Genomic DNA, 18,802 nt, shown 5'->3' on the forward strand with positions numbered 1-18,802 from the left:
GGGGTCCGCCCTAGGATGGGCCTCATGGCCGTCACCCTCAGCGATGTCGCACGGGAAGCAGGTGTGTCGCTCGCGACCGCGTCGCGAGCGATCAACGGCAGCGCCGACCGGACGGTGCGCACCGACCTGCGCGAGCGGGTCCTCGCCGCCGCCGAGCGCCTGCGGTACTCCCCCGACGCGAACGCCCAGGCCATGGCGCGCGGTCGCACGATCGCCATCGGTCTCATCGTCCACGAGATCGCCGACGCCTACTTCTCGACCATCGCGTCCGGCGTGACGAGCGCCGCCGAGCGTGCCGGTCTCGTCGTGACGCTCGCGAGCACAGACCGCGACACGGCCCGCGAGCTCACGTTCGTCGACCTCATGCAGCGCCAGCGCGCCCGCGCCATCATCCTCGTCGGCGGCCGGTTCGACGACGACACGTCGAACGACAGGCTCGCAGCAGCGCTCGCGGAGTACCGCTCCCGCGGCGGCGGCGTGGCGGTCATCGGCCAGCCGCTGCTCGGTGTCGACACCGTCACCATCCAGAACCGCGCGAGCACGCGCGACCTGGCCCACCAGCTGCACGGCCTCGGCTACCGGCGCTTCGCCGTTCTCGCCGGACCAGAGAACCACCTCACCGCACGAGAACGCGTCGAGGGTTTCCGGGACGCGCTGGCCGAGCTCGGCGCCCCGGTCCCCCGCGACCTCGTGATCCACGGCCCGTTCACCCGCGACGGCGGGTACGACGGGACAGCCGAGCTGGCCAGCCGCGGTGCGCTCGAGGACGTCGAGCTCGTCTTCGCCGTCAACGACGTCATGGCCGTCGGAGCGATGGCCGCCGCGCGCGCTGCAGGGCTGAGCATCCCCGGCGACGTCGCCTTCGCGGGCTTCGACGACATCCTCACGCTACGAGACATCACCCCGTCGTTGACGACCATCCGGCTCCCGCTGACGGACATGGGCGCGATGGTCACCGAGATGGCGCTCTCACCGGCGAAAGACGAGCCGCGCATCGTGCCCGTCGACGGCGAGGTCATCCTCCGCGACTCGACGCCGCGGCTCCGCTGACGCACGGACGCGACCCAGTGCCCGGCGCACGGTCCGCCGAACTCTGCCATGGTGGAGCGATGGAAAAGTTCTCGCTCACCGCGATCGGTCGAAACGCTCTCGAGGCAGCCCGCGCCTCGTCCAACGGCCGTAGCGCGCAGACGGTCTACGGCGGGCACGAGCACGTGCTGCGCCAGACGCTCATCGCGATGACCCAGGGGACGCGTCTCGACGAGCACGAGAGCCCGGGCGAGGCGACGGTCCAGGTGCTGCAGGGACGCATCGTCCTCACCGCCGGCGACGACGCGTGGGAAGGGTCCGCGGGCGCGATGCTCGTCGTGCCGCGGGTCCGCCATGCCCTCGCCGCCCAGCAGGACTCGATCATCCTGCTCACGGTCGCGAAGGTCTCCTAGGCGCTGCTCGGAGTCCGGACAGAGGCCTGTACCGGACGCAGGCATCACGCTAGGGTGGTCCAGACCAGCCGTCGTCGATCCCTGGAGGTCGCTGTGCTCGAGCGTCACGTCACCGTCGGGATGCCGGAAGGGCTGCACGCGCGCCCTGCCGCCCTCTTCGTCCAGCTCGCAGGCGCCCAGCCCGCAGACGTCATGATCCGCACCCCCGGCGCAGGCCCCGTCCCGACCACCAGCATCCTGTCGGTCATGACCCTGGGCGCCGCCCAGGGCGACGTGGTCGTCCTCACGACGGAGACCGACGACGCCGACGCCGTGACATCCCTCGACGCGCTCGCGGAGTACCTCGCCTCCGACGGCTGAACCCGCCGCTGGAGCCCGTCGGGGACCGGGTGAAAAGCACAGGCACCGCGCAGGTGTGCCACCCGTCGGCCGATTCTGCACACGTGCCCATCGCGACCACTGCCCCAGCGCCCGCGACCCCCGGAGGCTCTGACCTCTCGCTCGCGGCGGTCATCACCGAGGGATGGCTGCACTGCGTCTACCAGACGTTCGTCGACCTCGACTCCGGGCACGTCGTCGCGCACGAGGCCCTGCTGCGCGGACCTGCCCGGACACGCTGGGCCTCACCGCTCTTCCTGCTCGACGCCGCCCGCGCAGACGGCCTCCTCGTCGACCTCGAGCAAGCCTCCCTGCGGGCATCGGTCGCCGACGCCAGCCGGCTCTCCGACGGCCGCCCCATCACCCTGTTCGTCAACGTGGAACCCACGACCCTCACGGAACGCCCCGAGGTGGTGCTCGAGGCCATCGCCAACCGCGCACCCCACGTCCAGGTCGTCGTCGAGATCACCGAGCGAGCCCTCGCGACCGACATCGCCGGGGTCCTCGCCGGCGCCGAACGCCTCCGCGAGGCCGGCTGCGCGATCGCCCTCGACGACGTCGGTGTCGAGCCCGAGTCCCTGGCGTTCATCCCGCTCCTGCGCCCTGAGGTCGTCAAGCTCGACCTCCGGCTCCTGCGCTCCGTCAACGACGTCGCCACCCAGACCGTCGCCAGCGCCGTGCGCGCCTACGCCGAGCAGTCCGGAGCCGAGGTCGTCGCCGAAGGGATCGAGACGTCTGACGACCTCACGCGAGCGCTCGTCCTCGGCGCGACGCTCGGGCAAGGCTGGTTCTGGGGGCGCGGCGAACGCCACTTCCAGACCACCGTCCCCCAGCCGGAGCGCTTCCGCGCCACCCCGAACGGCGCGATCCTGCGCGCCACGCCCTACGAGCTCCTCGGCCGCGCACGACGGGTGCGCCGTGCCCCGAAGCACCTGCTGCTCGCCCAGTCCCACGCTCTCGAGCTCATGGCGATGCAGTCGCAGGTGCCCCCGCTCCTGCTCGCCACGTTCGAGCACGCCCGGTTCTTCACCGCGGCGACCGTCGCACGCTACGTCACGATGGGCCGCCACCTGCCGTTCGTCGGGGTCTTCGGCATCGACATGCCCCGCACGCCGGCGCCCGGTGTCCGCGGCAGCGCGCTCGACCCGCAGGACCCGCTGGCTGCCGAGTGGACCGTCGTCGTGCTCGGAGCGCACGAGGCGGCAGCGCTCATGGCGCGCGACCTCGGGGACACCGGCCCGGACCGTGAGCGCGAGTTCGAGTTCGTCGTGACCCACGACCGCGGGCTCGTGACGGCCGCGGCACAGTCGCTCGTCGGGCGCCTCGCCCGCTGCTGACCCGGCGCACCGGGGCGAGCCCCTGCTCGCGGACGGCTGCGCGTGTCAGGAGGGCAGCGCCGGCCGCTCGGTCGGCGCGTCGGCAGGCTGGTCGGCAGGCTGGTCGGCAGGCTGGTCGACGAGGACGTTGTTCTGGTCGGTGAGGGTGGAGTCGTCCTCCCGGCCGGGCGTCCGCAGGTTCCAACGCGTGATGACCCACCGGAAGAGGACGTAGTAGATCGCGGCGTACGCGAGGCCGATCGGGAGGATGAGCAGCGGCCGCTGCGCGATGCGGAAGTTCAGCAGGTAGTCGATCACTCCCGCCGAGAAGCCGAAGCCCTGGTGGACGTCCAGCCAGTTGACGAGGGCGAGAGACGTCCCGGTGAGCAGCGCGTGGATGACATAGAGCGGGTAGGCGACGAAGAGGAACGAGAACTCGAGCGGCTCGCTCACCCCGGTGACAAAGCTGACGAGCGCTGCAGAGCCCATGATCCCCGCGATGACCTTGCGCTGCTCGGGGCGGGCCGTGTGGACGATCGCGAGAGCCGCTGCGGGCAGGGCGAACATGAGGATGGGGAAGAACCCGGTCATGAAGGTGCCTGCGGTGGGGTCGCCGTGGAGGAAACGAGCGATGTCCCCCTGCCAGATGTCGCCGTCGGCGTCGGTGTAGGTGCCGAACTGGAACCACGGGAGCGAGTTGAGCAGGTGGTGGAGCCCGAGCGGGACGAGGAGCCTGTTGGCCACCCCGTAGACGAACGCACCGAGGACGGTCGATCCGGTCACCCAGCTGCCGACCGAGGTGAGGCCCGCGTCGAACCACTGATAGACGAACGCACCGACGATCGCGACGACGATCGCCATGCCGGCCGTGACGATGGGCACGAACCTCCGGCCGCCGAAGAACGCCAGATACGCAGGCAGCCTGATCCGTGAGTACCTCTGGAAGAGGAGCGCCGCGATGAGCCCCATGACGATGCCACCGAGGACGCCGTAGCTGATGAGCTCCTGGTCTCCCCCGGCAGCGGGCGGGTCGAGCACGTACGGCGAGAGCGCGTCGGAGACGCCCTTGAACACGAGGTACCCGATGAGCGCAGCCAGCCCGGTGGAGCCGTCGGACTTGCGGGCGTAGCCGATAGCGACGCCGAGCGCAAAGATCAGCGGGAGGTTCGCGAAGAGGGCGTTCCCTGCCGCGCCGAGGACGTCAGCGACCGGCAGGAGCCAGTCTCCCCACGACCGCGCGAGGCCGTCCTTGCCGAGCATGTCGGCCTGCCCGAGGCGGAGCAGGAGCGCGGCGGCGGGCAGGGAGGCGATCGGCAGCATGAGGGACCGGCCGATCCGCTGCAGCTGAGCGAGGCCAGGGATCGAGCGCTTCTCCTTGACCACGGGGCCTGTGGTGGATGTCATCGCGGGGTCCTCCTGACGTGGTGGCGACAGGAGCGTGGGCGCCACCTGCCGGGGAGCTGCGCGGAGATCAGCACACCGAGCACCGCTGCTAGATGTCTGGACCAGTTGCAGCCAACCATGATCTAATGACGCAGCGGTGTCAAGAGCCCGCTGCTGTCCCATCTGGAGGGTTTGCACCGGTGCACCTACCAGCACTGAAATACATGCGCGTGCGCGACTACCTGCGTTCTCTCGTCACGCACGAGCTCGAGGTCGGCGACGTCATCCCGTCCGAACGGCTCCTCTGCGAGCGCTTCGGCGTCTCCCGCATGACGGTCCGCCAGGCCGTCGATGCCCTCGTCGTCGAAGGTCTGCTCGAGCGCGAGCAGGGCCGTGGCACCTTCGTCGCGCCGAGCAAGGTCGACCTCGAGGTCCGCCTCGTCTCCTACGGCGAGGAGATGCGTCGCCGGGGCATGGAACCGTCGTCCCTCATCCTTGCTGCCGAAGAGGTCGCCGCGGCGCCCGACGTCGCCGACGCCCTCGACCTCGCTCCCGGGGAGCAGGTCTTCTACCTCCACCGGGTCCGGCTCGCCGACGGTGAGCCGATGGCCATCGAGCAGTCCTGGGTCCCGCTGCACCTCGTCCCGGGGCTCTTCGACGGCGACGTCCCCGACAGCATCTACGGCGAGCTGCGCAGCCGTGGCCTCGCCCCCGAGTGGGGCGAAGACACGGTGGCGGCCAGCGAGGTCGACGCCCGCGACGCCGCACTGCTCGGCATCCGCGTGGGGCGAGCGGTCCTGCGCACGACGCGCCGGACGTTCTCGGGTCAGACCGCGTGCGTCTACTCGAGGTCCTCCTACCGGGCCGACCGCTACGTGCTGTGGGTGCCGGTCCGTGCACCACGGCCGGCGCTCACACCGCGCACCCGGGCGGGGTCGCCGACCGCGACCGCCGACGGCACTGAGGTCGCTCGGGGCACAGAGGGTGCTGAGGTCGCTCGGGGCGCTGGGAGCGCTGGGAGCGCACAGCCTGCGGACGTGCGCTCAGCCGACCAGCGAGACACGATGATCGAGGAGCCCACATGACCAAGGAGCTGAGCACACCGTGACGGATCAGGCTGCACGCGTCCTCGCCGCACTCGGCGGCGTCGCGAACATCATCGACATCGAGCCGTGCACCACACGGCTGCGCTCCGAGGTGCGGGACCCCGCGCTCGTCGACGTCGCCGCGCTGCGTGGCGTCGGGGCTCATGGCGTGATGGTCTCCGGACGCGTCGTCCAGGTCGTCATCGGACCCAGCGTCGACACTCTCGCGACGGACCTCGAAGACCTCATGTGACACCTCTCCCGATGGCGGATCTCACGGAGCAGGACAGACTGACGAGCACAGCAGCCCGATGACAAGGAGCACCCGATGAACAAGGCAGAGCAGATCCTCGCGGCTCTCGGCGGAGACGAGAACATCATCGACCTCGAGCCGTGCATCACGCGGCTGCGGGTCGAGGTCAAGGACGGTTCCCTCGTCGACGAGGCAGCCCTCAGGGCCACGGGTGCCTTCGGGGTCCTGCGCTCCGGCACCGTCGTGCAGGTGATCGTCGGTCCCGAGGCTGACACCCTGGCGTCCGACATCGACGACCTCCGCTGATGCGCACGCCGCTGACGTTCCTCGCGCCCGTCCACGGGACGGTCCGTCTGATCGCGGACGTTCCTGACCCGGTCTTCGCTGAAGAGATCGTCGGTCCGGGCGTCGCGATCGACCCGGACACGTCGGGCCCCAGCGAGGCCGTCGCACCGATCGCCGGGGTCGTCGCCAAGCTCCATCCGCACGCGTTCGTCGTCCAGGGCGCCGACGGGCGGGCGGCACTCGTCCACCTCGGTCTGGACACAGTCCAGCTCGCCGGCGAGGGCTTCACCCTCCTCGCCGCCGAGGGCGACGAGGTCGCGGCAGGCGACCCGATCGTCTCGTGGGTCCCCGCCGACGTGGTCGCGGGCGGCCGGTCACCGGTCTGCCCGGTCGTCGCCCTCCAGGGCGAGCCCGGCTCGGTGACCCCCCTCGCGGCCCCCGGCACGACCGTCCACCCAGGCACCCCGCTCCTCACCTGGACCTGACGGCCCCCCTCCCCGCGCCACCCGGCCCAGCCGCCCGCCCGCCAGGCCCAGCCGCCCGCCCGCCCGCCCGGCCGGCCAGCCGCCCAGCGCCCAGCCGCCAGGCAGGCACGTCGAACTCGGGCGTCTGTTTCGAGATCGTGCCTAGGATTGCCCTAGTTCGAGACAGATGCACGAGCTCGCGGGACGCGCGGGTCCCGCGGGACCCGCGGACGCGCAGACGCGCAACCGCGCAACCGCGCAACCGCGCAACCGCAACGACCAGCGACATCGGAGATCTCATGCGCAACCTTCCAGACAGCGTGCGCCTCACGACCGGGCAGGGCGGGCTGCCCGTCGTGCAGGTAGACGGCGCCACGGCCGCGGCCGAGGTCTACCTGCACGGCGCGACCGTGACCCGGTGGGCTCCGACCGGCGCGGACGACGCGCTCTGGGTGAGCGGGTCGAGCCACTTCACCGCGGGCAAGCCGATCCGTGGAGGTGTCCCGATCTGCTTCCCGTGGTTCGGCGCGCTCGACGACCACCCGGACGCTCCCGCGCACGGCTTCGCACGGCTCACGTCCTGGCAGCTCGCCGGGGCGCAGGACGACGGCGAGCACGTCACGCTCACCCTGAGTCTCACGGACGCCGACGTCGCCGCGTCTCCCGGCGCTGCCGACTGGCCGCACCGCTTCGAGGCGGTGTACACGGTCGTCGTCGGTGCGCGTCTCTCGCTCAGCCTCACGGTGACGAACCACGACGACGCACCGTTCACGTTCGAAGAGGCCCTCCACACGTACTTCGCCGTGCAGGACGTGCGCACCACCGAGGTCGCAGGCCTCGAGGGGCACGCCTTCCTCGACCGTCTCGCCGGCCCGGGGCCTGTTCCGGGCGAGGACGCCCCTGTCCGTTTCGATGGAGAGACGGACCGTATCTACCTCGGCGTCGGGTCTGGTGCGGCCGTGCACGACCTCGCAGCCGGGCGGTCCGTCGTCATCGCCAAACGAGGGTCCGACGCGACGGTCGTGTGGAACCCGTGGATCGACAAGGCTGCAGCGATGGCGGACTTCGGCGACGACGAGTGGACCGGGATGGTCTGTGTCGAGGTGTGCAACGTGCGGGACACCGCCGTGAGCCTCGCCCCCGGAGCGAGCCACACGATGACGGCGATGTACCAGCTCTCACCGACCGGCTGAGGGCTCCTTCGCAGCGGGCGGGCCGACGGGATCTCTGCGCAGCACCAGTGCGCTGAGGAGCACGAGCCCCAGGGCAGCACCGCAGACCACCACGACCGCGAACGGGATGCCCGCGTGCTGGATCGCGATCCCGGCGACCGCGCTGACCAGCGTCGAGCCGAGGTTGTGGCTCGTGTTCACCCAGGTTGTCGCTGCGTTCTGCTGGTGCTCTCCTGCTGCGGCGGGAGCCGCGAGGTACGCGACGATCATCACCGGCGAGAAGAACAGGCCCGCAGAGCCGAGGAGAGCGACGAGCGCCGTCGTGCCAGGTGAGAGGGCGAGGCCCGAGGCCCCGACCACGAGCAGGACGCTCAACGCGGTGAGCTGCTGCACCGGGGAGCCGGGGACGCGCACTGCCCCGTAGAGAAGGCCACCGACAGCGCTGCCGCCCGCGAAGACACCGAGCGCGATCCCGACCGTCGCGGTGCTGCCCAGGTTCGCACCTGCAGCGGGCACCGCGACGCTGACGAGGCCCGAGATCCCTCCCGCGACGAGCGCCGGCAGGAGGAGCGCCACGAAGCGTGGGTCGAGGACGAGGGCGCGACCCGCGCCCTGCGCACCTGGTCGCACCAGGCCACCTCGCATCTGCGCCACGGAGCTCGTCCTGACGAAGAGCAGACCGCCAATCGCTACGAGCACAGCCGGCACGAGCATCACGTACCCCGGAGCCAGCCCGGCGAGCAAGAGCCCAGCGACCGCGGGCCCCGCCAGGTACAACAGCTCCTCGACCACCGAGTCGAGGCTCAGCCCGACCGTGCGATCGTCCCTGCCGGGCAAAAGCTCGCGCCATGCGACGCGCATGGTCGGCCCGAGCGGCGGAGCGACGCTCCCAGCAAGACCAGCGAGCGCCAGCACCACCCAGGCGGGGCTCGCCACGAGGCTCGCCACCGCGAGCGCGGTGAGCGACGCGCTGAAGCTCAGGACGAGGATGCTGAGCATCGTCTGCGCGCCGGCGCGATCGATGAGCCACGCACGGAGCGGGGCGAGGAACGTCGCCCCGGCGCCGTAGGCGGCCACCGCGATCCCGGCGAACGCGATGGACGACGCAGCGTCCTGGGCAGCGTAGAAGAGCGGCAGGAAGACCAGCGCGTACGCGGACCGGCCGATCATCGAGAGGGCAAAAGTCGTCAGGACGCGAGGACGGGACAGGACCGCCCGGTAGGCACGTCGTCGTTCAGCAGGCATCGCACAGCTCCATGCAGTCGCGACAGCCCCTGAGGGGCCGTCGATGAGAATCGGACCTCGTGCGCACGAGTGCGCAGCCCGGCTCCTAGTGCGACTGACAGAACATGCGACGAACGCTACCGCGCCCTGTGGAGGGTCCGCTACCTGGCCCCAGGGTCCTGCCCACGCTCACTTTCAGGGCACACACCTTGCCTGCGCGGTGTCGTGCCGGACGACACGCCGGTCAGAAGGCGTAGGCACCTAGTCGGCCCCACGCGACGAACGCCGCCAAGAGCGCGAGGACGATCGACGGGGCGGCTGCGGAGAGTCCCTCACCGCTGCGGAGGTGAACGACGACTGCGCCGATCATGAGGGCGACAAGCGCGATCGCAGCGACGGGGACAAGAATGGGAAGAACACCGACGAGAGCGGGAAGGACTAGGCCGAGCGCGCCCAGTATCTCTGCGACACCGAGGAGCTTGACGGCGCCCTGCGGGGTGCTCGCGACGAAGGACATCTTCTCCATCAGCTGCTCGCGACTACCGGCGACCTTCGCCGTCCCTGCTGCGAGGAACACGAGGGTGAGCAGACCGGCAACGATCCAGAGGGCGATATTCATGACACTCCTGACTTGAAAATTCAACTGACGAGACGAAGATATCTCTCTTCAGTTGAAATTTCAAGGGAATGCGTATGATGGACCCATGACCGACGATTCCGACGTGCCCTGGCTCTCCCCGTCCGAGGTACGTTCCTGGGTCGCGCTCGCTGCACTCATGGAGGTGCTGCCGCCCGCCGTGAGCACTCAGCTCAAGCGAGACAGCAAGCTCAACAGCTTCGACTACATGGTCATGGCCGGGCTCTCCGAATCGCCAGGCAGTGCTGCACTCATGAGCGACCTCGCGGCCTTCGCAGCCGGCTCGGTCTCCAGGCTCTCTCATGCACTCACACGCATGGAAGGACAAAGCTGGGTCCTGCGTCGCCCCTTCGCCGAAGACGGCCGCCACACAGAGGTCCTCCTCACCGCGGCCGGCAGAGCGGTCGTAGAGGCCGCCGCCCCAGGTCATGTCCGGACGGTCCGTCGGCTCGTCGTCGACCCGCTGGGTCCAGACAAGATGAAACAGCTGGGCGACCTCGCCGCAGAGCTGCTCGCGGTCGTAGACCCCGCCGCATTCCACATCTTCGACCAGCACCCTGACGTCACATCCCCCTCGCCAGGACCTGCGCCTCGCCGATGAGCCTCCCCCTCTGTCGCACCGCGCCGCCATGGTCGCGGACGAGGCTCCCGTCGCATGGTTGACGACTCTGCGCACTGACGGATCTCCACACGTCTCACCCATCTAGTTCGTCCTCGACGGCTCCCGGCTCTGGCTCGTAAGCGCCACGACGAACGTCAAGATCCGTCCCCTCCATGAACATCGCTGTCGACGGCCCGTCGGACCACCCGCGCGACCCCGGGCCGGACGGCGAACGGGTCGCTGTCGAGATCACGGCGTCGCGGTGGCTTCTCGGCTATTGACCTGGAGGTACGGCCGCAGCACCCCGTGGCCCGACAGCGGACGGGAAGACCTGTCGACGGGCAAGCAGCCCCCACGACGAGGCGCGTACCGGAGAATGGCATCCGTGACCATCGCTGCAGACGCCAGAGCCCGGCTCTACCGGCGCACCCTGACCACAGTCGTCGTCTCCCAGGTGTTCGGCGGTGCCGGCCTCGCAGCCGGGATCACCGTCGGCGCGCTGCTCGCCGAGGAGATGCTCGGGACGAACACCGTCGCAGGCCTGCCGTCAGCGCTCTTCACCCTCGGATCAGCGGCGACCGCATTCATGGTCGGACGCGTCTCCCAACGGTCCGGCCGGAGAGCAGGGCTCAGCGCCGGGTTCGCCGCCGGCGGTCTCGGCGCAGCGGGCGTCGTCGTCGCGGCTGCGACCGGGAACGTCGTGCTGCTCTTCGCGTCGCTCTTCGTCTACGGTGCCGGTACTGCCTCCAACCTCCAGGCGCGGTACGCCGGGACGGACCTCGCGCAACCGTGGCAGCGCGGGACGGCGGTGAGCATCGCGATGGTCTCGACGACCGTGGGCGCCGTCGCCGGCCCCAACCTCGTCGGAGTCATGGGCGGCGTCGCGACCGCCTGGGGGCTGCCGGCGCTCGCTGGGCCGTTCCTCCTCTCGGCCGTCGCCTTTCTCGTCGCCGGGGCAGTCGTCTTCGTCTTCCTGCGACCAGACCCGTTGCTCGTGGCACGGGCGGGCGCAGAGGCTCCCCTCGACCTCGAGGATCCGCTGGCTGCTCCGGGCACGCCCAGCGCGCCCCTTCCCGGGACCACCAGCGCCCCAGCCCGGTCCACGCCTCGCACGATCAACCACGGCCTCGCCGCCGGGGCCACCGTCATGGTGCTGACCCAGGTAGCGATGGCGGCGATCATGACGATGACCCCGAGCCACATGCGCGACCACGGCCACAGCCTGAGCGCCGTCGGCCTCGTCATCAGCATCCACGTCGGAGCGATGTTCCTCCCGTCGGTCGTCACCGGAGTCCTCGTCGACCGTCTGGGACGCATCCCCATGGCGATCGCCGCCGGCGTGACGCTGCTGGTGTCCGGCGTGCTGGCCGCGGTCGCCCCTGCAGACTCGATGGGGCTCCTCCTGATCGCGCTCGCGCTGCTGGGTCTCGGCTGGAACTTCGGTCTCATCAGCGGAACGGCTCTCGTCATCGACTCGACCGAGCCCGAGACCCGGGCATCGACGCAAGGAAGCCTCGACGTTCTCATCGCCCTCGCAGGTGCAGGCAGCGGAGCTCTCTCCGGCTTCGTCATGTCCGGGTCGAGCTACGCAGTCCTCTCCCTGGCTGGTGGCTCGATGGCGATCGTGCTCGTTCCCGTCGTCCTGTGGACCCACCGCCGCACCCTCCGCGAGGCGGCTTCTGCGAAGGCTGCCTCCGTCGAGAACGCGACCTCGCTCGCGAACGCAGCCTCCGTCGAGAACACAGACTCCCTCAAGAACACAGACGCCCTCGCAAGCACGAACGGCCCCGGCTAGCCGCCCGGTCACGGCCTCTCTCCCCCTCCTCCGCTCTCCCCCTCTGCTCTCCCCCTCCTCCCGGGTTCCCTGCGCCCAAGAACCAACCAGATCCCACGCGCGATGGCGCCGAGCTCGGGCGGTTGTCTCGAGCTCGGGCGTTTGTGCGCCCGAGCTCGAGACAACCGCCCGAGCTCGCTGCGAGCCACGCGGGAGCCACGCGGGAACCAGGCACCAGCCAGGCGCCAGCCGGGCGCCAGCCGGGCGCCAGCCGGGCACCAGCCGGGCGCCAGCCGGGCGCCAGCCGGGCGCCAGCCGGGCGCCAGCGAGGCAGCAGCCAGGCACCAGCCGACGGACTGCCGAGCGACAACCAAGGGTATATATTGACCATCGATAACATCGATCATCGATAAGGGAGGGCACCACCGTGGTCAAGCCCGTCGCACGCACCGCACCTCGGAGAGCCTCCGCGGTGCGAGAACGGATCGCCGCCGGGGCCGTCGTCGGCGTCGCAGCGCTCGCGGTCCTCGCGGACCTCCTCCAGGCGATCACCTTCGCCACCCCCTGGACCGTGCCGATCGCCGCCACAGCGAATCCTCGGCTGGCTCTCGCCCCCTTGCCCCAGCTCTTCGCCTCCGACGTCCACGCAGGGATCCTCGAGGCCGGCGACGCCGGGTGGTCCACCCGGCTCCTCTACGTGGGACCGTCGCTGCTCCACGCCGCCGTGGTCGTCGTCGCGACGATCCTCCTGCTCCGGATCATGCACGCGATCGCCGCACGCGAACCGTTCTCAGCACGCACCGTCCGGGCCTGGCCGCAGCTTGCCGCGGCCCTCCTCTGCGGCGGCGTCGCCCAGCTGATCGTCGACACGGTCGCGAACGACCGCCTCACAGCGTGGGCCACGCTCACCTACGGCGCCGATCGCTCCGCCCCCGGAGCTCCAGGCACAACGCTCAGCGAGGGGATGGCCGCGGTCGGAGCAAACGTCCCGACCGTCGTCGTCGGCCTGCTCGCACTCGCCCTCACGGCCGCCTTCCACGCCGGCGCGAAACTCGCGGAGGACGCCGATGGCCTCGTCTGAGACCCCGTCCGACCCGGTGGAGGACGGAGCGCCACCACCCGCGCACCGGATCGTCTGCCATCTCGACGCGGCCCTGACCAGCCGCGGCATGACGCTCACCGAGCTCTCCGAGCGCACCGGGATCACGATGGCGAACCTCTCGATCCTCAAGAACAACAGGGCCAAGGCGATCCGGTTCTCGACGCTCACCCTCGTCTGCGACGCTCTCGACGCGACTCCGGCCGAGCTCTTCTCCGTCCGGCCCTAGCCCACGCCGATCTGCAGAGGCGCCCGCGCGCCCGCACCGAGGGGATCGACGAACGCGACCACGGCACCCGCCCGTTCCAGGCACGCACGCGTGGTGTCGTCTGCGCCGACGCACAGCAGGCAGCCGTCACGCTCGTCGAGCAGAGCTGCCGCCCGTCCGACGACCCGCGCCACCCGAGCACTCTCGATGCGCGCGGCCTGCAGATCGAGGACCACGACCGACGACGCGCCGGCGAGCGCGTCGAGCATGATCGCCAGACGGTCGGCGTCGCAGCGGCAGATCTGGCCGACCGGGCGGATGCTCGCCGTGAGCCACGCGCCTCCGGACTCGACACCGGCAGGCGGGCACCCGGCGGCGGATCCTGGCGGGACCGCCTTCTCGACGTTGGTCCGACGGTCTGCGACGACTGCGCTCATGATCGTTCCTCCTCCGTGCCCTCGTCCCGGATGGGGCGATGACCTCAGAGAACGCCCCTCACCTGTGACCCGGCTGGGGAAAGCGACCGAGCTTCCTGTACCTCGACGACGACCTGCGCCGACCACGGGCCTGGACCTCAGCGGGGCGGTGCGTGGATGCCTGCGTCGATGTGGAAGATCTCACCGGTCACGCAGGACGTCTGGCCGGAGACGAGGGCCGACACCGCCGTGGCGATGTCAGGGGACATCCCCTCGTCCGAGACGGGCGCGCCACCGTCGACGGAGGGCTCCCCCGCGTCGTGCGCGGCGCTCGCGCTCGCCTCTGCGGCGGTGGCGCTGGGGCGCACCTCGTAGACGGCGATGCCGGCAGGCGCGAGCCTCGCAGCGAAGAGCTGCGTCGCCATCGATGCTCCGGGTCGCGCGCCACGGCTGGTCGCGACGGACCTGGCTGCCAGGGGAGAGACGTTGACGATCGTGCCGATCGGCGAGTCGGTGGCCGCACCATCGTCTCGGCGCTGCTCGATCATGGCGTTCGCGACGCGCTGCGTCAGGAAATAGGGGCCGCGCAGGTTGATCCCCTTGACGCGGTCGACGCTGTCTTTGCTGACCTGCAGGCGGTCCGCTCGAGGCGAGGGCGCGACGCCGGCGTTGTTCACGAGGACGTCGATTCGCCCCCACGCGTCGAGCACCGTGTCGACGTAGGAGGCATGGTCGCTCGGCTCGGAGACCGAGCCCTGGACGTAGAGGACCTGGCCGGTCTGGCGCAGGTCGTCGATGAGCTCTGTCGGCTCGGGGCGTGTCGCGAGGATCGCGACCGAGTAGCCGTCGGCCAACAGCCTGCGGGTGATCCCGAGGCCGATTCCCCTGTTGCCACCGGTCACCAGCGCAACCTTGGACATCGTTTCCATCCTTTGTTCCTGCGTGCCGGGGCACACGTCGGCGTTCGCGGCCTGGCGGGTCTCATGAGTCCTCGGCCGTCGTCGTAGGGTACAGCACGCCGGGTAAGCGCTTACCGGATGGCGCGACGCCTCCCCAGATGTGCGACAGCACCGCCCACGGTTCGCGTTGACGACCCACGAGAGCCGCCATATGCTGCGGAAAGCGCCTACCGTGGCGCAGGTCGTGCTACCACACCGGCCGGCACGACGACGGACGGAGCACCACCATGACGACCGACGACCAGAGCGCCACAGACCGCGCGGCCACCATGACGCGACAGAACACCGGCCCGCTCGGACGACTGTCGCTCAACACGGCGACGACCAAGGCCCTCACGCTCACGGAGGCCGTCGACGGCGCAGCACGTGCGGGCTGCAGCGCGGTCGGGCTCTGGCGGGACCGTGTCCACGAGGTCGGCGCAGAGGCCGCCGGGAAGATCGTCCGCGACGCCGGGCTGCGCGTCTCGTCGCTGTGCCGCGCCGGCCTCTTCACCGCGAGCGACGAGGCCGGGATCGCGAGCGCTCTCGCAGACAACAGGTCTGCCGTCGTCGAGGCCGCGACGGTCGGGTCGAGCGAGCTCGTCTTCGTCGTGGGCGGGCTCCCCGCCTCGACGGGCCCCGGCCCGGCCCGCACGCCGGCGAGCGACGCCGAGCGACACAGCGACCGCGACCTCGTGAGCACGCGTCAGCGCGTGGCCGACCGCATCGCCGACCTCGCGCCCTTCGCAGCCGAGCACGGCGTCCGGATCGTCCTCGAGCCGCTGCACCCGATCTTCGTCGCCGACCGCGCCGTCCTCTCGACGCTCGGCCAGGCGCTCGACCTCGCTGCGCCCTATCCGTCCGACGTCGTCGGCGTCGCCATCGACACGTACCACGTGTGGTGGGACCCGGACCTGCAGGCCCAGATCGCGCGCGCCGGCGCCGAGGGCCGCATCGCGTCCTACCAGGTGTGCGACTGGGTCCTCCCCCTCGCAGCCGACCCCCTGCTCTCCAGGGGATACATGGGCGACGGCTACATCGACTTCCGCTCCATCACGCAGTGGATCACCGCCGCCGGCTACACGGGCGACGTCGAGGTCGAGATCTTCAACCAAGCGATCTGGGACGCCGACACCGACACCGTGGTCCGGACCGTCGCCGAACGGTACACAGACCTCGTCCTGCCATATCTGTAGCCAGCACGGCGCCGAAGGCCGCGATGGAGAGGTTGTCCACACCTTCCGGTACGGTTCGGGCACTATGCCCCGACCTAGGAGGATTTAATGGATGGCCCACGGCTTCTCCGTGCACTGCCCCTTGCGCTCGTCGCGCTGCTGGCGCTCAGCCTCGCGAAGATCGGGTTCGACGGATGGTCGTGGCTGCCGGCCCTGGGGCTCGTGCTGGTCGGGCTCGCTGCAGCGTTCCTCCCCGCGCTGCCAGAGCGAAAGCCTCGCACCCGCACTCGTACCCGCACCCGTCGCCGCCGGACCAAGCCGCGGGCCCGCACCCGCCGCCGGTCACGCTCCTCGTAGGAACGCGCGCCTCGTAGCTGAGGGGCGTCGCGCGGCGTCGTCTCACGCGTGGTGCGCGGCCCGGGCCGCGAGCAGGTCCTGGACGAGGTCGCGCAGCTCGCTGGTCGAGACAGTGACGTCGGCGACGACCGTCTCCGGCGTGAGCACGTCGACGAGCCGGTCGGTGATGACCGCGTGCTCGGCGTCCGCCGTAAAGCTCATCCGGTCCCCGCCCCCGGTCGCTGTCGGCGACTGCCCGGCGAGCACGGAGTCGAGGAGCGCCAGCGTCCGCCCGTGAGGGCTCTCGTTGAGGAACACCTCGAGGCCTGCGTCCGCCGGATCAGGGAGCCGCACCCGCACGACGGTGCGCCAGGGCTGCTCGACGAGCTCAAAACGGTGCTCGCGCACTAGTACTCCATCACAGGGTAGGCAGTGACGACGAGGCCGAAGTCGTCGAGGTACATGTGGACGCTGATCCCGCCAGACGTCACACCGTCGTAGCCCCCGTCGCCCGAGGACACCCGGGAGGCGTAGGCCTCGTTGATGGCGTCGACGACCTGCTGGGCCGTCCACGCATCGGGGAAGAACGTCGAGTAGCCGTCGTTGCTGGTCTTGCCCGTGCCGTCGACCACGACCTGGGCCTTGTAGAGGCCGTGGCCGTCCTGGGCGCTCTGCGTCCCAGGAACGACCTCGCCCGACGCCAGGTCGCCGAGCGCGGTCGAGTGGTAGCCGACGGCCTGGCCCCTGCTGTTGATCTCTCCCGACAGGATGTGCTCCGTGCCGTCGTCGGCAAAGCTCTCCGTCGACACGAGGTCGTCCAGGGCTGCCTCCAGAGTTCCGGCAGCAGGCTCGCTCGACAGGTCGTCGAACGATGTGAGGAACGAGCACGAGGACAGTCCCAGAGCGAGGACCAGCGCGGCGGCTGCCGCAGCCAGCCGCCGGACGATGCTGCTGCTGCCGGCCGTCCCGCCGGACACGAGGGTCAGAGTCACGGATGCACCTAGAACCGGGTGATCCCGTACACCTGGCGGTCTTGCGCGAACAGGGCGCGCAGGCGCAGCAGGGCGCGGTCGGTCCGCTCGTGGACGAGGCCTGCGGCGCCGAGCGTCACCGGGTCGGTGCCGCCGAGGTAGAGAGAGCCGAGCACGGCGACGTCCATCTCCAGGTCTGCTGGCGTGCCCTCGGGCTGCCGGGTGACCGTCGCGGACCCTGCCCGGGTCTCGACGCGCAGGACCCCGTCAGCCAGGTGGAGGCTGTCGGTGACCTCGAGGGTGAGCGTGTCCTCGACGCTGTACGGCCGTGCCTCGAGCGCGACGACTGGGTCGAGGATCCTCAACCACACGAGATCGTTCTCCTCGGTGACCCTGCGCCGCCGGCTGTCCGCGAGCGCGTGGTGCAACGGGTCGTCGAGCGGCGCCGTCCGCCAGACGACCTCGGTGACGAGGTCGATCGAGAGGAGCAGCTCCCACAGGCCGAGGTAGGCATCGGGCGTGACGGCGACGAGGTCGACGACCGTGAGCGACGACACGTCTCCCCGTTCCTCGACGACGTAGGTGACGTATCCGTCGACCTCGCCGCCCGGCGACGTGTGGATCGCGGCACGCAGGCCGGGGTCCGGTTCGGCCTCGGACCGTGCGTCGGGCTGAGGTTCAGTCTCGTCGGACTTCCCGGTGAGGAGCCGACCCCACTCTCGCGCGTGGCGGTCGATCGAGCCGGGCGTCGAGGCGTGGAACGTCTCGAACACGCGTCGGGCGCTCTCGCCGAGCCGTGACGGGTCGGCGAGCTCGACGTTCCCGGCCGGGACGCTGAGGAGGTGAGCGGGGTGGTCGGACTGCACCCGCACGCTGCGGACGTGGGTGGCGGCGCCGAAGCCGAAGCGCCGGTAGATGGTCGCTTCGGACGCGGTGAGCGCGGCGATGGCGAGTCCGGCCTCGGCGGCACGACCGAGGTTGTCGACCATCATCGCTCGCAAGATTCCCCGACGGCGGTGGCTCGGGCGGACCGTCACGTCGGAGATGAGGTGCGCGTCGAGCAGGACGCCGCCACCGACGTCGAGCGTCTTGGTGAAGGACGTGAAGGTACCGACCGGGTGGTCTGCGCCGAGAGCAACGTCCTGCACGGGACGGTCTGCTGCCGCTCGCTCGTAGACGCCGGTGAGCTCGCGACGGTCGTCGATGATGCGTCGTGTCGCGGCGGACTCGCGCGCGGGGGTCGCGAACCGCTTCTCGTGGAAGGCGAGCTGGACCGAGGCGAGCCAGCCTGCTGTCGCGGCATCAGCCCCGTCTCCGTCGAGCGCTGGTGCGAAGTGCCGGATCTCGTAACGTTCGTCGAGGTGGTTCATCCGACCACCCTAGAAGCAGGTGCCCGTCCTGCGCCTCCTCGCCCCGCCGACCGACTGTCCCGAACCAGGTCCAGGTACTGAGCACTGCCCTGGAATCCTGCTTCCGGTCCCGGAGCCGACCCCGGAGCCCGGCTGCCGTCTCTGGCTCCCGAGCCCCGCTCCCAAGCCCCGCTCCCAAGCCCCGCGAGTTCGGCACTTTTCGTCGAGTTCGGCAGCACGGAGTGCCGAACTCGACGAAAAGTGCCGAAATCAGCGCGGCGGTGGGGTGGGCAGGC

Annotated in this window: 23 protein-coding genes; 15 read left to right on the forward strand and 8 right to left on the reverse strand. The window is 70.6% G+C overall.

The genetic code is table 11. The features are described 5' to 3' along the window. The first annotated feature begins 24 nt into the window (after positions 1-24). The 4 genes from ATL42_RS10500 to ATL42_RS10515 all read left to right on the forward strand — a co-directional run bounded on the left by ATL42_RS10500 (position 25) and on the right by ATL42_RS10515 (position 3,157). On the forward strand, positions 25-1,050 hold the full coding sequence (locus tag ATL42_RS10500) for a LacI family DNA-binding transcriptional regulator (RefSeq protein ID WP_245862431.1): 1,026 nt from the start codon (positions 25-27) through the stop codon (positions 1,048-1,050). Between the two features lie 59 nt (positions 1,051-1,109). Next, on the forward strand, positions 1,110-1,442 hold the full coding sequence (locus tag ATL42_RS10505) for a cupin domain-containing protein (RefSeq protein ID WP_098455292.1): 333 nt from the start codon (positions 1,110-1,112) through the stop codon (positions 1,440-1,442). Positions 1,443-1,535: 93 nt separating this feature from the next. Then, positions 1,536-1,802 (forward strand): HPr family phosphocarrier protein, encoded by a 267-nt coding sequence (locus ATL42_RS10510; protein WP_098456506.1) that lies wholly within the window; start codon positions 1,536-1,538, stop codon positions 1,800-1,802. A gap of 83 nt (positions 1,803-1,885) precedes the next feature. Continuing rightward, on the forward strand, positions 1,886-3,157 hold the full coding sequence (locus ATL42_RS10515; protein ID WP_143556740.1) for a sensor domain-containing phosphodiesterase: 1,272 nt from the start codon (positions 1,886-1,888) through the stop codon (positions 3,155-3,157). A 45-nt stretch (positions 3,158-3,202) separates the two neighbouring features. Here the strand turns inward: ATL42_RS10515 and ATL42_RS10520 are convergent, their stop codons facing one another. Beyond that, entirely contained in the window at positions 3,203-4,540 is a 1,338-nt protein-coding gene (locus tag ATL42_RS10520; RefSeq protein WP_098455294.1) for a PTS transporter subunit EIIC, read from the reverse strand. A gap of 179 nt (positions 4,541-4,719) precedes the next feature. On the opposite strand from ATL42_RS10520, the gene ATL42_RS10525 reads away from it, so the two are divergent. The 5 genes from ATL42_RS10525 (at position 4,720) to ATL42_RS10545 (ending at position 7,799) form a co-directional block, all read left to right on the forward strand. After that, positions 4,720-5,604 carry a GntR family transcriptional regulator gene (locus ATL42_RS10525; RefSeq protein ID WP_245862435.1) on the forward strand — a complete coding sequence of 295 codons (885 nt, stop codon included), beginning with the start codon at positions 4,720-4,722 and terminating at the stop codon, positions 5,602-5,604. A 19-nt stretch (positions 5,605-5,623) separates the two neighbouring features. Then, positions 5,624-5,857, forward strand: a complete 234-nt coding sequence (locus ATL42_RS10530) for a PTS sugar transporter subunit IIB (protein ID WP_098455295.1) — start codon at positions 5,624-5,626, stop codon at positions 5,855-5,857. Between the two features lie 75 nt (positions 5,858-5,932). Further along, positions 5,933-6,163: a PTS sugar transporter subunit IIB gene (locus ATL42_RS10535; RefSeq protein WP_098455296.1), complete on the forward strand. Its 231-nt coding sequence runs from the start codon at positions 5,933-5,935 to the stop codon at positions 6,161-6,163. Beyond that, positions 6,163-6,627 carry a PTS sugar transporter subunit IIA gene (locus ATL42_RS10540; protein ID WP_098455297.1) on the forward strand — a complete coding sequence of 155 codons (465 nt, stop codon included), beginning with the start codon at positions 6,163-6,165 and terminating at the stop codon, positions 6,625-6,627. The genes ATL42_RS10535 and ATL42_RS10540 overlap by 1 nt, the downstream gene beginning before the upstream one ends. Positions 6,628-6,905: 278 nt before the next feature. Next, a complete protein-coding gene (locus ATL42_RS10545) occupies positions 6,906-7,799 on the forward strand; it encodes a D-hexose-6-phosphate mutarotase (protein ID WP_098455298.1) in 894 nt (297 codons plus the stop codon). Here ATL42_RS10545 and ATL42_RS10550 read toward each other — a convergent pair. Together ATL42_RS10550 and ATL42_RS10555 are read right to left on the reverse strand one after the other, a co-directional pair. After that, entirely contained in the window at positions 7,785-9,023 is a 1,239-nt protein-coding gene (locus ATL42_RS10550) for an MFS transporter (RefSeq protein WP_098455299.1), read from the reverse strand. The two genes, ATL42_RS10545 and ATL42_RS10550, sit on opposite strands and share 15 nt — an antisense overlap. Before the next feature lie 223 nt (positions 9,024-9,246). After that, positions 9,247-9,621, reverse strand: coding sequence for a DoxX family protein (locus tag ATL42_RS10555; protein ID WP_098455300.1), 375 nt, complete (start codon positions 9,619-9,621; stop codon positions 9,247-9,249). A gap of 85 nt (positions 9,622-9,706) precedes the next feature. Between ATL42_RS10555 and ATL42_RS10560 the strand changes: the two genes are divergently transcribed. The 4 genes from ATL42_RS10560 (at position 9,707) to ATL42_RS10575 (ending at position 13,342) form a co-directional block, all read left to right on the forward strand. Next, positions 9,707-10,240 carry a MarR family winged helix-turn-helix transcriptional regulator gene (locus ATL42_RS10560; RefSeq protein WP_098455301.1) on the forward strand — a complete coding sequence of 178 codons (534 nt, stop codon included), beginning with the start codon at positions 9,707-9,709 and terminating at the stop codon, positions 10,238-10,240. Positions 10,241-10,625: 385 nt separating this feature from the next. Continuing rightward, positions 10,626-12,035, forward strand: a complete 1,410-nt coding sequence (locus ATL42_RS10565; RefSeq protein WP_245862437.1) for an MFS transporter — start codon at positions 10,626-10,628, stop codon at positions 12,033-12,035. A gap of 406 nt (positions 12,036-12,441) precedes the next feature. Then, positions 12,442-13,095, forward strand: coding sequence for a DUF2975 domain-containing protein (locus tag ATL42_RS10570; protein ID WP_098455303.1), 654 nt, complete (start codon positions 12,442-12,444; stop codon positions 13,093-13,095). Next, a complete protein-coding gene (locus ATL42_RS10575) occupies positions 13,082-13,342 on the forward strand; it encodes a helix-turn-helix domain-containing protein (RefSeq protein ID WP_098455304.1) in 261 nt (86 codons plus the stop codon). The genes ATL42_RS10570 and ATL42_RS10575 overlap by 14 nt, the downstream gene beginning before the upstream one ends. Here the strand turns inward: ATL42_RS10575 and ATL42_RS10580 are convergent. Then, entirely contained in the window at positions 13,339-13,758 is a 420-nt protein-coding gene (locus ATL42_RS10580; RefSeq protein WP_098455305.1) for a hypothetical protein, read from the reverse strand. The genes ATL42_RS10575 and ATL42_RS10580 overlap by 4 nt on opposite strands. 137 nt (positions 13,759-13,895) lie before the next feature. Next, on the reverse strand, positions 13,896-14,657 hold the full coding sequence (locus ATL42_RS10585; RefSeq protein WP_098455306.1) for an SDR family oxidoreductase: 762 nt from the start codon (positions 14,655-14,657) through the stop codon (positions 13,896-13,898). 308 nt (positions 14,658-14,965) lie between these two features. On the opposite strand from ATL42_RS10585, the gene ATL42_RS10590 reads away from it, so the two are divergent. Both ATL42_RS10590 and ATL42_RS10595 read left to right on the forward strand, forming a co-directional pair. Beyond that, positions 14,966-15,871: a sugar phosphate isomerase/epimerase family protein gene (locus ATL42_RS10590; RefSeq protein ID WP_098456508.1), complete on the forward strand. Its 906-nt coding sequence runs from the start codon at positions 14,966-14,968 to the stop codon at positions 15,869-15,871. An 87-nt stretch (positions 15,872-15,958) separates the two neighbouring features. Next, positions 15,959-16,207: a hypothetical protein gene (locus ATL42_RS10595; RefSeq protein ID WP_098455307.1), complete on the forward strand. Its 249-nt coding sequence runs from the start codon at positions 15,959-15,961 to the stop codon at positions 16,205-16,207. 42 nt (positions 16,208-16,249) lie between these two features. Here the strand turns inward: ATL42_RS10595 and ATL42_RS10600 are convergent, their stop codons facing one another. The 3 genes from ATL42_RS10600 to ATL42_RS10610 are packed head-to-tail and all read right to left on the reverse strand — an operon-like array spanning position 16,250 to position 18,527. Beyond that, positions 16,250-16,594 carry a hypothetical protein gene (locus tag ATL42_RS10600; protein ID WP_098455308.1) on the reverse strand — a complete coding sequence of 115 codons (345 nt, stop codon included), beginning with the start codon at positions 16,592-16,594 and terminating at the stop codon, positions 16,250-16,252. Then, positions 16,594-17,178: an EndoU domain-containing protein gene (locus ATL42_RS10605; RefSeq protein ID WP_098455309.1), complete on the reverse strand. Its 585-nt coding sequence runs from the start codon at positions 17,176-17,178 to the stop codon at positions 16,594-16,596. Before ATL42_RS10605 ends, ATL42_RS10600 begins: the two co-directional genes overlap by 1 nt. Positions 17,179-17,186: 8 nt before the next feature. Next, a complete protein-coding gene (locus ATL42_RS10610; RefSeq protein ID WP_098455310.1) occupies positions 17,187-18,527 on the reverse strand; it encodes a GNAT family N-acetyltransferase in 1,341 nt (446 codons plus the stop codon). Positions 18,528-18,802: the final 275 nt, after the last annotated feature.

The organism is Sanguibacter antarcticus (assembly GCF_002564005.1).
GTDB classification, from domain to species: domain Bacteria; phylum Actinomycetota; class Actinomycetes; order Actinomycetales; family Cellulomonadaceae; genus Sanguibacter; species Sanguibacter antarcticus.